Origin of the sequence: Kitasatospora cinereorecta (assembly GCF_024172095.1) — a bacterium.
GTDB lineage: Bacteria > Actinomycetota > Actinomycetes > Streptomycetales > Streptomycetaceae > Kitasatospora > Kitasatospora cinereorecta.
The window spans coordinates 335,172-349,620 of record NZ_JAMZDX010000009.1 but is presented as its reverse complement, the minus strand read 5'-3'; the positions used below and the strand labels follow the sequence as shown (position 1 = coordinate 349,620).

Annotated in this window: 9 protein-coding genes; all 9 read left to right on the top strand. The window is 73.0% G+C overall.

From position 1 onward, the window contains the following. Nucleotides 1-23 precede the first annotated feature (23 nt). From FHR36_RS38935 to FHR36_RS38895, 9 genes are read left to right on the top strand one after another with little or no spacing between them, the layout of a single operon-like run. Complete coding sequence (locus FHR36_RS38935; RefSeq protein WP_253804991.1) at nucleotides 24-1,340, top strand: nucleotide sugar dehydrogenase; 1,317 nt, start codon at nucleotides 24-26, stop codon at nucleotides 1,338-1,340. Continuing rightward, nucleotides 1,330-2,595, top strand: a complete 1,266-nt coding sequence (locus tag FHR36_RS38930; protein ID WP_253804990.1) for a glycosyltransferase family 4 protein — start codon at nucleotides 1,330-1,332, stop codon at nucleotides 2,593-2,595. The genes FHR36_RS38935 and FHR36_RS38930 overlap by 11 nt, the downstream gene beginning before the upstream one ends. Then, a complete protein-coding gene (locus FHR36_RS38925) occupies nucleotides 2,592-3,959 on the top strand; it encodes a YveK family protein (protein ID WP_253804989.1) in 1,368 nt (455 codons plus the stop codon). The genes FHR36_RS38930 and FHR36_RS38925 overlap by 4 nt, the downstream gene beginning before the upstream one ends. Continuing rightward, on the top strand, nucleotides 3,956-5,485 hold the full coding sequence (locus tag FHR36_RS38920) for a Wzz/FepE/Etk N-terminal domain-containing protein (protein ID WP_253804988.1): 1,530 nt from the start codon (nucleotides 3,956-3,958) through the stop codon (nucleotides 5,483-5,485). The genes FHR36_RS38925 and FHR36_RS38920 overlap by 4 nt, the downstream gene beginning before the upstream one ends. A 3-nt stretch (nucleotides 5,486-5,488) precedes the next feature. Then, the gene (gene asnB, locus FHR36_RS38915; RefSeq protein WP_253804987.1) at nucleotides 5,489-7,423 is read left to right on the top strand and encodes an asparagine synthase (glutamine-hydrolyzing); all 1,935 of its coding nucleotides are present in this window, start codon (nucleotides 5,489-5,491) and stop codon (nucleotides 7,421-7,423) included. Nucleotides 7,424-7,478: 55 nt separating this feature from the next. Further along, nucleotides 7,479-9,680 (top strand): bi-domain-containing oxidoreductase, encoded by a 2,202-nt coding sequence (locus tag FHR36_RS38910; protein WP_253804986.1) that lies wholly within the window; start codon nucleotides 7,479-7,481, stop codon nucleotides 9,678-9,680. After that, entirely contained in the window at nucleotides 9,677-11,641 is a 1,965-nt protein-coding gene (locus FHR36_RS38905) for an alginate lyase family protein (protein WP_253804985.1), read from the top strand. Before FHR36_RS38910 ends, FHR36_RS38905 begins: the two co-directional genes overlap by 4 nt. Before the next feature lie 5 nt (nucleotides 11,642-11,646). Then, entirely contained in the window at nucleotides 11,647-13,188 is a 1,542-nt protein-coding gene (locus FHR36_RS38900; RefSeq protein WP_253804984.1) for a right-handed parallel beta-helix repeat-containing protein, read from the top strand. 1 nt (nucleotide 13,189) lies between these two features. Beyond that, nucleotides 13,190-14,449, top strand: coding sequence for an O-antigen ligase domain-containing protein (locus FHR36_RS38895; RefSeq protein WP_407660902.1), 1,260 nt, complete (start codon nucleotides 13,190-13,192; stop codon nucleotides 14,447-14,449).

Here is a 14,449-nt window from a genome sequence, read left to right as displayed (position 1 = left end):
CTGCCCGAGGGGAGGAGCGAGTCATGAGGGTCAGTGTCCTGGGGCTCGGCTACGTGGGCTGCGTGTCGGCCGCGTGCCTGGCCAGCCTGGGTCACGAGGTCATCGGGGTGGACGTGAACCAGGTGAAGGTCGACCTGGTCAACGACGGCAAGGCCCCGGTGGTCGAGGAGCGGATCGGCGAGCTGATCGCCGAGGTGGTGGCGGCCGGAGCGCTGCGCGCCACCACCGACGTCCGCGAGGCGATCATGGGCAGCGAGGTGTCGCTGGTCTGCGTGGGCACGCCGTCGGAGCCCAACGGCAGCCTGTGCACCACCTACCTGGAGCGGGTCACCGAGCAGATCGGTGCCGCGGTGGCCGAACGGGGTGGGCGCCAAACCGTCGTTTTTCGCAGCACCATGCTCCCGGGCACCTGCCTGGACCTGCTGGTACCGATCCTGGAGAAGTTCGCCGGCGGCACGGCCGGGGTGGACTTCGGGGTCGCGGTCAACCCCGAGTTCCTGCGCGAGGGCACCAGCGTGCGGGACTTCTTCGACCCGCCCAAGACCGTCATCGGCGAGCTCGACCCGGCGAGCGGCGACGTGGTCGCGGCGCTGTACGACGGACTGCCCGGCGAGGTGTTCCGGGTGCCGATCCCGACGGCCGAGGCGATCAAGTACGCGGACAACGCGTTCCACGGCCTCAAGATCGGCTTCGCGAACGAGCTGGGCGCCGTGTGCCGGGCGCTCGGGGTGGACTCGCACCAGGTGATCGACGTGTTCCTGGCCGACCGCAAGCTCAACATCAGCCCCGCCTACCTGCGGCCCGGCTTCGCCTTCGGTGGCTCCTGCCTGCCCAAGGACCTGCGCGGCCTGGTCCACGCGGCACGGCAGGCCGACGTCGCGGTGCCCATCCTCTCCCACGTGCTGCCCTCCAACGACGCACACCTGCAGCGCGCGGTGGAGCTGGTCGAGCGCACCGGCCGGCGTCGGGTGGGTCTGTTCGGCCTGTCCTTCAAGCCCGGCACCGACGACCTCCGCGAGAGCCCGCTCGTCGAACTGGCGGAGCGGCTCTTCGGCAAGGGCTACGACCTGCGGATCTACGACCCCAACGTGAACCTCTCCCGGCTGCTCGGCGCGAACCGCGAGTACATCGAGACCCGGCTGCCGCACCTCTCGCAGCTCCTCGCGGAGTCCGTCGAGGAGGTGCTCGACCACGCCGAGGTGTGCGTGGTCGGGACCAGGGACCCGGCCGTGCTGTCGGCCCTGCCGCACGGCGACAGCCCGGTGATCGTCGACCTCGTCCACCTTCCCGACGCCGAGGCGCGCCGGACCGAGCCGGGGTACGTGGGCCTTGCCTGGTGACGCGACGCGCGGCGACGGGCGGGGCCGTCGCGCGCTGATCCTCGTGGAGAACCTGTCGGTGCCGTTCGACCGACGGGTGTGGCAGGAATGCACGACGCTCCGTGCCGCGGGCTGGACGGTGGACGTCATCTGCCCGAAGGGCAGCAAGCGGGACACCGAGCCGGAGGCGGTGATCGACGGGGTGCGGATCCACCGGTACCCGTTGCGCGCGGCCACCGGAGGGCCGGCCGGGTACCTGCGGGAGTACGGATCGGCGTTGTGGCACACGATGCGGCTGGCCCGCCGGGTCGGTCCGGTCGACGTGGTCCACGCCTGCAATCCGCCCGACCTGCTGTTCCTGCCGGCCCTGTGGTTGAAGCGGCACGGCGCCCGCTTCGTGTTCGACCAGCACGACCTGGTGCCCGAGCTGTACCTGTCCCGGTTCGACCGCGGTGAGGATCTGCTCTACCGCGGCGTGTGCGCACTGGAACGGCTGACCTACCGGGCCGCCGACGTCGTACTCGCCACCAACGAGAGCTACCGGGACGTCGCACTGCACCGCGGCGGCCGGCGCCCGGACGACGTCTTCGTGGTGCGCAGCGCACCGGACACCGAGCGGTTCCGGCCGGTGCCGCCCGAGCCGGAGCTGAAGCGCGGCAAGCCCCATCTGCTGTGCTACCTCGGCGTGATGGGGCCGCAGGACGGCGTCGACTACGCCCTGCGGGCGCTCGCGAAGCTGCGCGACGAGTGCGGGCGGACCGACTGGCACGCGGTGTTCGTCGGCGGCGGCGACACCTTCGACGCGATGGTGGAGCTGTCCCGGCGGCTCGGGCTCTCCGAGCAGGTGGAGTTCACCGGGCGTGTTCCGGACGCCGACCTGGTGCGCTACCTGTCCACCGCGGACGTGTGCCTCTCCCCCGACCCGCGCAATCCGCTCAACGACGTGTCGACCATGAACAAGGTCCTGGAGTACATGGTGATGGGTCGGCCGATCGTCTCGTTCGACCTCCGCGAGGCCCGGGTCTCCGCCGGTGACGCCGCCGTCTACGCGCCCGCCGACGACGAGGCCCGGTTCGCCGAACTCGTCGCGCTGCTGCTGGACGATCCGGAGAAGCGGGCCCTGATGGGCAAGATCGGCCAGGAGCGGATCAACGGCCCGCTCGCCTGGCGGAACTCGCAGGCGTCGCTGCTCGCCGCCTACGCCGCCGCCTGCCGTGACGACACCCCTGTTTCGGCGGGCGGCCCGGGCCGGGCCGGGAAGAGGCCGCGCCGTTGAGCGACGAAACGATACGTCTGGTCACGATCGGTCGGATCCTCCGTTGGCGCTGGCGGCTCCTCGCCGTCCTCGCCGTGGCGGGTGCGCTCGTCGGCTTCGGCAGTTCCCTGATGTTCCCGCCGCGCTACACGACATCGGCCTCGGTGCTGCTGCCGGGGGCGTGGCAGGAGCGCGAACTGACGACCCAGGCACAGATCGCGACCAGTTCGGTGGTGATCGACCGGGTGGCCACCGCGCTCAACTGGCCCGGGGTCGGCGGCAACGAGCTGCGGGACCGGGTGACCGCCACGGCCGCGGACGGGAACATCATCACGATCTCGGGCACGGCCGACACCCCGAAGCGCGCACAACAGCTCGCCGATCAGGTGGCCCAGGAGTTCGTCACGTTCGCCGCGCGGTTCTCGGGCGACGGCACCGGCACCGAAGCGGCGCAGCCCGAGGCACTGCGGCAGCTGGTGGAGCAGACCAGCCGCCGCATCACCGACCTGGCCGACGCGGCCGGTTCGGGACAGAGCGTGGAGAGCGTGCAAACCCGCACCGAGCTGGTGAAGCTGCGCACCGCGCTGCAGGACGCCGTCAAGAAGCTGGACCAGACCGATCCGGCCGCCACCAAGACGGTCAACCTGGTCGTCATGGGGCCGGCGGCCCGACCGACCGGGGAGGCACCGCCGACGAGGACGCAGCTCGCCGCGGGCGGAGCGGCGCTGTTCCTCGTGCTCGGGGTCGTCGGTCATCTCGCCGCCGCACGGATGAGCCGCCGACTGCGCACCGAACCGGAGATCGCCGCGGCGCTGGGCTCGGTGCTCCTCGGCACCGTCGAGGTGCCCGATGACCGGTCCGCGCACCGGCCGGCAGGCCGTGGCCCGCGGGCCCTGGTCCGCCTACTGCTGGGCACCGACGTCCGGTGGGACCTGCCGACCCGGCACGCTCCCGGCGACGAGCCCGGTCGGCAGCTGCGCTACCGGCGGGTCTGCGACCGCCTCCGGGACGGACTGCCGGCGCCCAGGCCGCTGTTGGTCCTCGTCCCGGACGGGGACGAGACGGCCGGCCGGGCCGCCGGGCGGCTCGTCGCCGCGGCGGAGGGCGATCCGCTGCTGCGGGTGGTGGGGGTCTCGGTGTCCCGGCCGCTGGTGCCGGACCGCGCCGACGAGTCCGGCGCGGTGGTCGTGCTCAGCGCGGGCAGCTGGACGGCGGCCGAGCTCGCCGGCATCGCGGAGGCGTGTGCGGACGCCGAGCACGAGGTCGTCGGCGCCGTCGTCGCCGACGTGGTCCGGGCCCGTCCGGAACGGTCCGCCGACCGTGATCCGGACGGCGCCACGCCGGTGCTCGTGGCCGGCGGCAACACGAGGAGAGCCGCCGGGTGACGACGAGTACGACGTCGGAGTCGGCGGCCGCCGCGCCGCTGGTGGACCTGCAGGCGCTGGTGGTCGCGGTGCGCAGGAGCCGCCGCTTCTGGTGCGCGATGGCGCTGCTCGGACTGCTGGCCGGCGCGGCGCTGGCCGTCCTGCGTCCGCCTCCGCCGACCGCGCTGGTCAAGGTGCTGGTCGCGCACCAGGCAGACCAGCCGAACGATCCCGGAACGCTGATCCGCACCGACGTCGCCCTGCTGCAGACCACGGGGATCGCCGGCAGGGCCCTGCAGTCCCTCGGGTCCTCGGAGAAGCCGGAGGACTTCATGAAGGACTACGGGGGCATCGGACTGACCAACAACATGCTGCAGATCACCGTGACGGGTCACAGCGAGGAGGAGGCGGTGGCCCGGGGGAAGGCGCTCGCCGACGCGTTCGTGGCGGACCACGTGCGGCGGATCAAGGAATCCGCGGACGCCCAGGCCAAGGCCCTGCTCGACCAGCGGGACCGCCTGCAGGAGCAACTCGACGAGGTCAACCGGACGATCGGCGACGGCTCGCAGCAAGGCGGGCCGAAGGCGTCGGCGAGCCTGGAGACGCTCTTCGCCAGCCGGGCCGAACTCACCGCGCGGATCACCGACTTCGGCCAGCGCGCGGCGGAGGCACAGGTCGGCACGCCCCAGCTCGTCGCCGGCACACAGATCGTGGACGCCCCGCGCGCGGTGCGGCAGTCCCTGACGGCGACCGCCGCCACCGACGCCGCGATCGGGCTCGTCCTCGGGCTCGTCCTCGGGCTCGCGGTGGCCGCGGTCGGCACGGTGGTGGCGGACCGGCCCGTGCTGCGCCGGGACATCGCGGCGAACCTCGGCGCCTCGGTCATCGCGGAGCTGCGCCGGGTGCCCCGTCGGCCGGCCGGACGGTGGCAGCGCCGACGGACCCGGGCGGCCCGGGCGAGGGTCACCACGACCCTGGCCCGCACCGTGCGCGGCTCCGCCGAGGCGGTGTCGCTGCTGGAACTGGGCTGCGCGCGCAGCACCGGCGCGATCGCCCTGGACCTCGCGGGGGCGCTGGGGGAAGAGGGGCCGGTGGCCCTCGTCGACGAGCTGCCCGGCCCGCGGTTCGCCAAGCGCGGCCCGCGGCCGGGAGAGCCGACCGTGGTCGACGGCGAGGGCGCGACGGCCGGGGCGGGTCAGGAGCGTCGGCTCGGTGTCGGCTCGGTGTCGCCCGGCACGACCTGGACCGACCTCCCGTTCCTCGGCACCCGGACCGTGCTCGTGGTGCGGGCCGGGCACGGCAGCACCGCGTGGCTGCACACCGTGGCACGGCAGCTCGCGGACCAGGACATCCCGGTGATCGGTGTGGTGCTGATCGACCCCGATCCGCGGGACCGGACCGACGGCACGCTGTGGGACGGGCCCAACGCCCCGGCGCGCGGCCGGACCGAGCGGCCAGCCCGGCACACCGGCACGGGCCGTCGGCGGACGGGAGTGACGACGATGTGGACCTCGAGGGTCCCGGACAGTGATCAGGAGGTGCGGTAGGACATGTGTGGCATCGCGGGTACGTACCGATGGCCGGACGGGAAGGTCGTGACCGACCTGCTCACCGAGACCCTCGCCCACCGCGGTCCCGACGGGGCTGGTCGGTACAGCCACCCCGTCGGTGACGGCGAAGTGCACCTGGGGCACCGGCGACTGGCCATCGTCGACCTGTCCGGAACCGGCGCCCAGCCGATGGTCTCGGACGGCCTCGTCCTGACGTACAACGGCGAGCTGTACAACGCGCCCGAGCTGCGGGCCGAACTGGCGGCCACCGGGGTGCGCTTCCGCGGCACCTCCGACACCGAGGTGCTGCTGGAGGCCTGGCGGCGCTGGGGCACGGACTGCCTGCCCAGGCTGCGCGGCATGTTCGCGTTCGGGGTCTTCGACGAGCGGACCGGCGAGCTGGTGCTCGCCCGCGACCAGCTCGGGATCAAGCCGCTGTTCCTGGTCCGGCGCGGCGAGGGCCTGGTGTTCGCGTCCGAGCTCAAGGCGCTGGCCGCCGCCACCGGCGGGTCGCTGGAGGTGGACCCCGCGGCGCTGGTGGCCTCACTGCTGTACTACTGGGTGCCGGACTCGCGGTGCGCGTTCCGCGAGGCGGAGAAGCTGCCGCCGGGGAGCTGGCTCCGGTGCCGGCCCGACGGCCGGGTGGACCGCGGCCGGTTCTGGCACCTGCGGGACGTCGCCGCCGAGGGCCGGGAGCGGGCCCTCAGCGGCGAGCTGCCGGACCTCGCCGCGATCGTCGAGGAGTCGACGAGGCGTCACCTGCTCTCGGACGTGCCCGTGGCGACCTTCCTCTCCGGCGGCCTGGACTCCAGCTATCTGACCGCGCTCGCGGCCCGCGACCGGCCCGGGATCTCCGCCTACACGATCGGGTTCCGCGCCGAGGACGCCAGGTTCGAGGCGATGCCGGACGACCTCCGCTACGCCCGGCAGGTGGCCGAGCGGTTCGGCGTCGACCTGCACGAGATCGAGATCGCGCCGGACGTGCTCGACCTGCTGCCGCGGATGACGTACCACCTGGACGAGCCGATCGGCGACCCCGCCGCGATCAACACCTTCCTGATCTGCTCGGCCGCCCGGGAGGCCGGGGTCAAGGTGATGCTCTCGGGGATGGGTGCCGACGAGCTGTTCGCCGGCTACCGCAAGCACCTGGCCAACCGGCTCGCGCTGCGCTATCAGCGCGTCCCGCGGCCCCTGCGGCGCGGCCTGTCCGCGGCCGTGGACCGGCTGCCGGTCGCCACGGCCAGCCGGGGATTCCGGTCGGTGCGGTTCGCGAAGCGGTTCCTCTCCTTCGCCGATCTGCCGGAGGAGACCGCCTTCCGGCGCAGCTACACCATGTACGACCGGGACGAGCTGCTCGCCCTGGTCGACCCGGACCTGGCCCAGGCGGTCGAGGACGTGCTGACCGAGCACGCGGACATCTACCAGGACAACGAGCTCGACGACTTCGTCAACCGGATGTGCCTGGGTGACGCCCGGATGTTCCTGCCGGGCCTGAACCTCGCCTACACGGACCGCTCCAGCATGGCCGCGTCGACCGAGGTGCGGGTGCCGTACGTGGACGTCGAGGTGGTCAGGGCGGCGTTCGCCGTGCCCGGCGACCGCAAGATCGTCGGACGGCAGGGGAAGGCTGTCCTCAAGGAGGCGGCTGCCTCGGTCCTGCCCCGGGAGATCGTGTACCGGCCCAAGGGCCTGTTCAGCGCGCCGCTGCGGGCGTGGATGAGCCGGGACCTGGCGCCGCTGGTGCGCGAGGTGGTGCACGACGGCGTCCTCGTCGGCTCCGGGCTGCTGCGCCGCGACGCGCTCGCACGCATGGTCGCCGCGGACGCCGCCGGGCAGCAGGACTACTCCAAGCACCTGTGGCACGTGCTGACCCTGGAGTACTGGTACCGCGGCGCGACCTCCGGCTCCGGCCACAGCGCCCGGTTGACGGCGTAGCACTCACTTGACGGCGCAGCACTCACTCGACGGCAGAAAAACGAGGGGACTTCCGGTGAAGCAGGTTGTGCAGAACTACAAGAGCGGCGAGCTGGCGGTGCTCGACGTGCCGGTGCCGGGGTGCAAGCCCGGCGGTGTGCTGGTCCGCAGCGTCTTCTCGCTGATATCCACCGGAACCGAGCTCATGAAGGTGTCCGAGGCCGGCATGTCGATGCTGGGCAAGGCCCGCTCCCGTCCGGACCAGGTGGCCAAGGTCATGCAGAGCGTGGCCACCAACGGGCTGCCCGCCACCTACCGCAAGGTGATGGGCAAGCTGGACTCCTACACGCCGCTGGGCTACTCGCTGTGCGGCGTGGTCGAGCAGGTCGGTGCCGGGATCGACGACGTGAAGGTCGGCGACCTGGTGGCCTGCGCCGGCAACGAGCACGCGCTGCACGCCGAGCAGAACTGGGTGCCCAGGAACCTCTACACCCCGGTGCCGGACGGCCTGGCGCCGCGCCATGCTGCGTTCGGCACCGTCGGGTCGATCGCGTTGCAGGGCGTCCGGCAGGGTGAGCCGCAGCTCGGCGAGGTGGCGCTGGTCGTCGGCCTCGGGCTGATCGGCCAGCTGGTGGTGCAGCTCCTCACCGCTGCGGGGGTGCGCGTCGTCGGGGCCGACCCCGACCCGGTGCGCTGCGAACTCGCCGAGCGCCTGGGCGCCGTGGCCTGCGGCGACCCCTCGTCCGCGGCCGTGGAGACCGCCGTCGCCGAACTCACCGGCGGACACGGCGTGGACCAGGTGTACCTGGCCGCCGGCGGCGGCAGCAACCAGCCCGTCGAGCTGGCCGCCCGGTTGAGCCGGGACCGCGGCCGGGTCGTCGACATCGGCAAGTGCCGCCTGGACCTGCCGTGGAACGCGTACTACGAGAAGGAGCTCGACGTCCGGTTCTCCCGCTCGTACGGCCCCGGGCGCTACGACCCGGAGTACGAGTTGGAGGGGCGGGACTACCCGATCGGCTACGTGCGCTGGACCGAGCGCCGCAACCTGGCGTGCTTCCTCGACCTCATGGCCCGCGGCCGCGTCGACGTGGAACCCCTGATCTCCCACATCGCCGACTTCGACGACGCCGTCGAGACGTACCAGCGCCTGAAGGACGGCGAGTTGAAGGCTGTGGCGGTCCTCTTCCGCTACCCCGACGCCCCGCGCGAGGCGGCCGCGCAGGCCCCGGCGGTGGCGGTGCCCGCGGTGCGTCCCGGCGGCCCGGCGCCCGTCCCGGCCCGGCCCGCCGGGACGCCGGTGCGGCTGGCGTTCGTCGGCGCGGGGAACTACGCGACGTCGATGCTGCTGCCGCACCTGGAGCAGCGCGACGGCGTCGTGCTGTCCACGGTCGTCACCACGACGGCGCTGTCCGCGGCCAACGCCCAGCGGAAGTTCGGCTTCGCCCGGGCGACCACCGATCTCGACGCCGTGCTCGGGGACCCGTCCGTCGACGCGGTGTTCGTGGTCACCCGGCACAGCTCGCACGCCGAGCTGACCCGGAAGGCGCTGCTCGCCGGCAAGGCGGTGTTCGTGGAGAAGCCGCTGGCCCTCACCGAGGACGAACTGGCCGGCGTGCTCACCGCGGTGGAGGAGTCCGGCAACGACCGCTTGCAGGTGGGCTTCAACCGGCGGTTCGCACCGCTGCTGCAGGAGGCCAAGAACCGCTTCGGCGTCCGGACCGGGCCGGCGAACCTGCGCTACCTGGTCAACGCGGGCCGGCTGCAGCACGGCAGCTGGTACCTCCAGCAGGGCACCGAGGGCTCGCGGTTCGCCGGCGAGGGCGGGCACTTCATCGACACCGCGAGCTGGCTGCTGGACGCCGACCCGGTCTCGGTGTACGCGGTCGCCCCGGCCGGCAACGAGGACCTGCAGGTCGTGCTGCGCTACCCGGACGGCTCCACCGCCACCATCGGCTACATCACCAACGGCGCGCCCGGCTTCCCCAAGGAGACGCTGGACCTCGTCGCGGACGGCAAGGTGCTGAAGCTCGACGACTTCGTCCGCGCCTCGGTGTATTTCGGAAGCACAGCCGGGCGCAAGCGGTGGGTCAGCTCGCGGCTGCCGAAGGCCCGGGACAAGGGCCAGTCCGCGGAGCTGGCCGCGTTCATCAGGGCCGTGCGGACCGGCGGGCCGATGCCCGTGCCGCTGGAGTCGCTGGTCGCCACCACGGCGGCCACCCTCGCCGTGCGGACCGCCCTGACCGGCGGTGCGCCGGTGACGCTTGCGAGTGCCCGATGACCATGAGCGCGGGCTGGTACCTGCGCCGGCTGTCCCGAATGGGACCGCAGGAGGTCGGCGGCCGGGTGGGCGACGCGGTGCGCAGGCGGCGGTGGCGGTCGGCGCCGCCGGACTGCCCTGCCGTTATCGGCGCCCGGTTCACCGCCGTCCTGCCCGTCGGGGCGCTAGCCGCGGTGCCCCCGGACGCCGCGAAGCGTCTCCTCGCCGAGGCGGACCGGTTGATGGACGGGCGCGCCGAGTACTTCGGCGTGGACCGCGACGACCTGGCCGCCCCGGACTGGTGGCGCGACCCGAGGACCGGGCGCCGGGCTCCGTCCGGTTACGCCTTCGACGTGCCGTACCGCGACGAGGACGCGGTCGGGGACATCAAGCAGATCTGGGAGCCGTCCCGGCACCAGTACCTGACCGTACTCGCCGCCGCCTACGCGCTCACCGGGAACGAGCGGTACGCCGAGCGCGTGGCCGAGCACCTGCGGTCCTGGTGGGCCGCCAACCCGCCGCTGCGCGGCGTGCACTGGATCAGCGGGATCGAACTGGGCATCCGGCTGCTGTCCTGGGTGTGGATCCGTCGGCTGCTCGACGGCTGGCCGGGCGCGGCCGGGCTGTTCGAGGGCAACCCGGTGGCGCTGAACCAGATCTGGCACCACCAGCGCTGGCTGGCCGCCTTCCCCAGCCGGGGGTCCTCGGCGAACAACCACGTCATCGCCGAGGCCGCCGGGCAGTTCGCCGCGGCCTGCGCGTTCGGCTGGTTCCCCTCCTCGGCGCGGTGGCGGTCCGCCGCGCTGCGGTCGCTGGAGCGGCACCTGCGCGCCAACACCTTCCCCTCCGGCCTCAACCGCGAGCTGGCCACCGAGTACCACGGGCTGGTCCTGGAGCTCGGCCTGGCCGCGGTGGCCGAGGCGGACGCCGCGGCCGTGCCGGTCCCGACGACCGTCCGGCTCGTCCTGCTGCGGATGACCGACGCGCTCGCGGCCGTCGTGGACAACCGGTTGCGGCCCCCGCGCCAGGGGGACGCGGACGACGGGCACGGCCTGGTCGTGGACGGCGCGGGCACCGACCGCTGGGGCTCGCTGCTGGCCACCGGGGACGCCGTGTTCGGCCGGCTCGCCTGGTGGCCGGAGGTGACCGGCACCGATGTGCGCACCCCGCTGCTGGCGGCGCTCGTCCGACCGTACGGGCGGAACGCCAGCGCCGACAAACGCAGCGTGGCCCGCCCGGCCGACCGGCCGGCCCACTTCGCCGATGCGGGCCTGACCGTCCTGCGCGGTCCGGAGGAGATCTGGTGCCGCTGCGACGGCGGCCCGCACGGGTTCCTGTCCATCGCCGCGCACGCCCATGCGGACGCGCTGTCCGTGGAGGTCCGGCACGACGGGGTCGACGTGCTCGCCGACCCGGGGACGTTCTGCTACCACGGGCAGCCCGAGTGGCGGCGGTACTTCCGGTCGACCCTGGGCCACAACACCCTCCAGGTGGACGGCGCCGACCAGTCCGTCTCCGGCGGCCCGTTCCTGTGGACCCGGCACGCCCGCAGCCGCGTCCTGGTCGCCGACACCTCCGACGAGGGCGTGGGCCGCTGGAGTGCCGAGCACGAGGGCTACCGGGAGTCGATGCACCGCCGCCGGGTGGAGCTGACCGCTGCGACCCGGGAGCTGCGGATCGTCGACGAGCTGCGCGGACCGCGCCGGGCCGTGCGCCTGGCGTTCCACCTCGGCCCGGCGGTCACCGCGGACCTGACGGGGAACCGGGCCGCGCTCACCTGGACCTGGGACGGCGAGGACCGCTCCGCGGTGCTCGACCTGCCCGGGGAGCTGTCCTGGTCGGCGCACCGCGGCGAGACCGACCCGCCGCTCGGCTGGTACTCCGTCGGCTTCGGCCGCAAGGAACCCGCCACCACGCTGGTCGGCACCGGCTTCGCCGACGGCGCGCAGGGGCTGACCACCGTACTCAGGTTCCGGGGCTGAGGCGGGTGGGGATCACGAGGTGGCGCCGGGGGGCGACGGTGGCGACGGCGCTGACGCTCGCCCTGCTGGTGGCGACCGGCTGTACGAGCACGCCGGACGCCCCGGCGAAGCCGACCGCCACGCCGTCCGGGGCCGCGTCCGGGGCCGTGGCCGTGGCCCGGGTGTGCGCCGAGCCCGCGGCCGGGCCGGCGGCCACGCCGGCGGGCGCGGTGACGGTCGACCCCGCGGTGGTCGGTGACCTGGCGTCGAAGACCAGGAGCAACCCCCCGCACACCACGTTCTGGCTGCTCCCGGGCACGCACACGCTCGAACCGGACCGCTACGCCCAGGTCGTGACCAAGGAGGGGGACACCTATCTCGGCGCGCCGGGCGCGGTGCTCGACGGCCGGAAGACCAACAACTACGCATTCAGCGGCACCGCCCCCGACGTGACCATCCGCTACCTGACCGTGCAGGGCTTCGTCGCCCCGCACGACGAGGGCGTGGTCAACCACGACATGGCCGACGGGTGGGTGATCGAGCACGCGACGATCCAGCACAACTCCGGCGCCGGGCTGATGTCCGGTGCCCGCCAGCAGGTCCGCGCCAACTGCCTCCGCGACAACGGACAGTACGGAATGAACGCGTACAAGACCGGCGGCCCCATCAAGGGCCTGCTGGTCGAGGGCAACGAGGTCGTGGGCAACAACACCGACGACTGGGAGGGACGGCAGCCGGGCTGCGGCTGCACCGGAGGCATCAAGTTCTGGGCCGTCGACGGCGCCGACATCCGCGGCAACTGGGTGCACGACAACCGCGGACCCGGCTTGTGGGCGGACACCGACAACAACGACTTCCGCATCGAGGACAACGTGCTGGAGGCCAACGACGGTGCCGCGCTGGTGTACGAGGCCAGCTACAACGCGGTCATCCGGAACAACACGATCCGGCACAACAACTGGGTCGAGGGCCGCAGGTCCGCCGACCGCGGCGACAACTTCCCGTTCGCGACCGTCTACCTGTCCGAGTCCGGCGGCGAACCACGGATCCCGGCCCGCACCGACAAGATCGAGATCGACCGGAACGTGCTGGAGGACAACTGGTCCGGGATCACCCTGTGGGAGAACGCCGACAGGTTCTGCAACAGCCCGGCCAACACCTCGTCCGGTGACTGCACGCTGCTGGTGAAGAACACCGGCAGCTGCGCCCAGCCGGCGATCGCCACCGCACCGCTCTACGCCGACTGCCGGTGGAAAACCCAGCGGGTGGACATCCACGACAACCGTTTCACGCTGAACCCGGCCGTCGTCGGCTGCACCACGAAGTGCGGCCGGATGGCGGTGCTGGCGAACTACGGCACCTACCCGGAGTGGTCGCCGTACAAGGGCGAACCGGTGGCCGAGGCGATCACCGGCAAGCAGCAGAACCGCTGGCACGACAACACCTACGTCGGGCCGTGGAGCTTCGTCGCCCACGACCCGGGCCGGACGCTCGACTTCGGGCAGTGGCAGGGCGCTCCGTACCGGCAGGACGCGGGCAGCACCTTCCAGCCGCGGACCGGTGGTTGAGATGGGACATGACCTGACCCGCGCCGGACCGGGCCCCGCCGGGCCGCCGAGGACCGTCGAGATGATCTGGGGGCTGCTGATCCTCAACACGCTCGGCTCGGCCGGGGCGCGGACCATCGTCCCGCTCCCCCGCTCTCTCATCCAGATGGCCACCATGGGCGCGCTGGCCACCGCGTTCGCGCTGGCGCTCGTCCTCAACCTCCGGCTGCGCGTCCGGGCCAGTGCCTTCCTGTTCCTGCTCACCCTGCTGCTGGTGCTGAGCGTGATCTCCAGCGCGAACCTCGAGTCCGGGTTCGGCGCGCTGTTCCGCTGCTTCCGGCTGACACTCTTCGTCAGCACGTTGTGGCTGCTCAGCCGCTGGTGGGACGGCAGCCCGACGTTCGTCCGGTTCCACATCCGGATGTACTTCGGCGTGCTCGTGTCGGTGGCCGCCGGACTGGTCGCCTCACCGGGCGCGGCCATGCCCGACCTCTACGGCGGACGGCTGGTCGGCGCGCTGTGGCCGCTCACCCCGCCACAGATCGGACAGTACGCTGCGGTGATCATCGGGCTCACCGTGCTGCTCCTGCTGGACCGCCGGACCACCGGGGCGAGCGCGGCGACGATCATCGTGCCCTCGCTCGTCCTGCTCGCGCTGACCCACACCCGGACGGCCACTCTGGGCCTGATCATCGGCCTGGCGCTGGCGATCGGCTCGCTCGTCATGACCAGCGCCGCCGCCCGCCGGTTCTTCAGTTGGGCGGTGCTGCTGGCCACCGTGGTCGGGGTGGGCCTGAGCTCGCTGCTCCAGGCCTGGTTCCTGCGCGGCCAGAGCCAGGAGAACTTCTCCAACCTGACCGGCCGGGCCAAGGTCTGGGACGCTCTGCTGGCGGCGCCCCGGACGACCACGGAGCAGGTGTTCGGGGTGGGGCTGGGCGACAAGTCGTTCGGCGGGCTGCCGATCGACAACAGCTGGCTGGCGGTCTACAACGAGCAGGGTCTGGCCGGGGTCGCCGTGGTGGCGGTGGTCTTCGTCGTGCTGGGTGGCGTGGCGCTGCTACGGCCGCCGTCGCCGGAGCGGGCCGCCGCGATCTTCCTGATCAGCTACTGCGCGATCGCCTCGTACACCGAGGCCGGGCTGGGCGACGCCTCGCCCTACCTGCTGCACCTGACCGTGGCCGCCTCGCTGCTGGCGGCGCCGACCGTGTCCGCCGTCCTTCCGACGCCTGCTGTCCCCCGGCGGCGCACCGCGCCCCGGGCCCAGCGAACGGAGCTCACCTGA

Bases quoted from the DNA above. Each gene is read 5' to 3' on its own strand.
- FHR36_RS38935 (WP_253804991.1), top strand. From the start codon at position 24: ATGAGGGTCAGTGTCCTGGGGCTCGGCTACGTGGGCTGCGTGTCGGCC.
- asnB (WP_253804987.1), top strand. From the start codon at position 5,489: ATGTGTGGCATCGCGGGTACGTACCGATGGCCGGACGGGAAGGTCGTG.
- FHR36_RS38905 (WP_253804985.1), top strand. From the start codon at position 9,677: ATGACCATGAGCGCGGGCTGGTACCTGCGCCGGCTGTCCCGAATGGGA.
- FHR36_RS38895 (WP_407660902.1), top strand. From the start codon at position 13,190: ATGGGACATGACCTGACCCGCGCCGGACCGGGCCCCGCCGGGCCGCCG.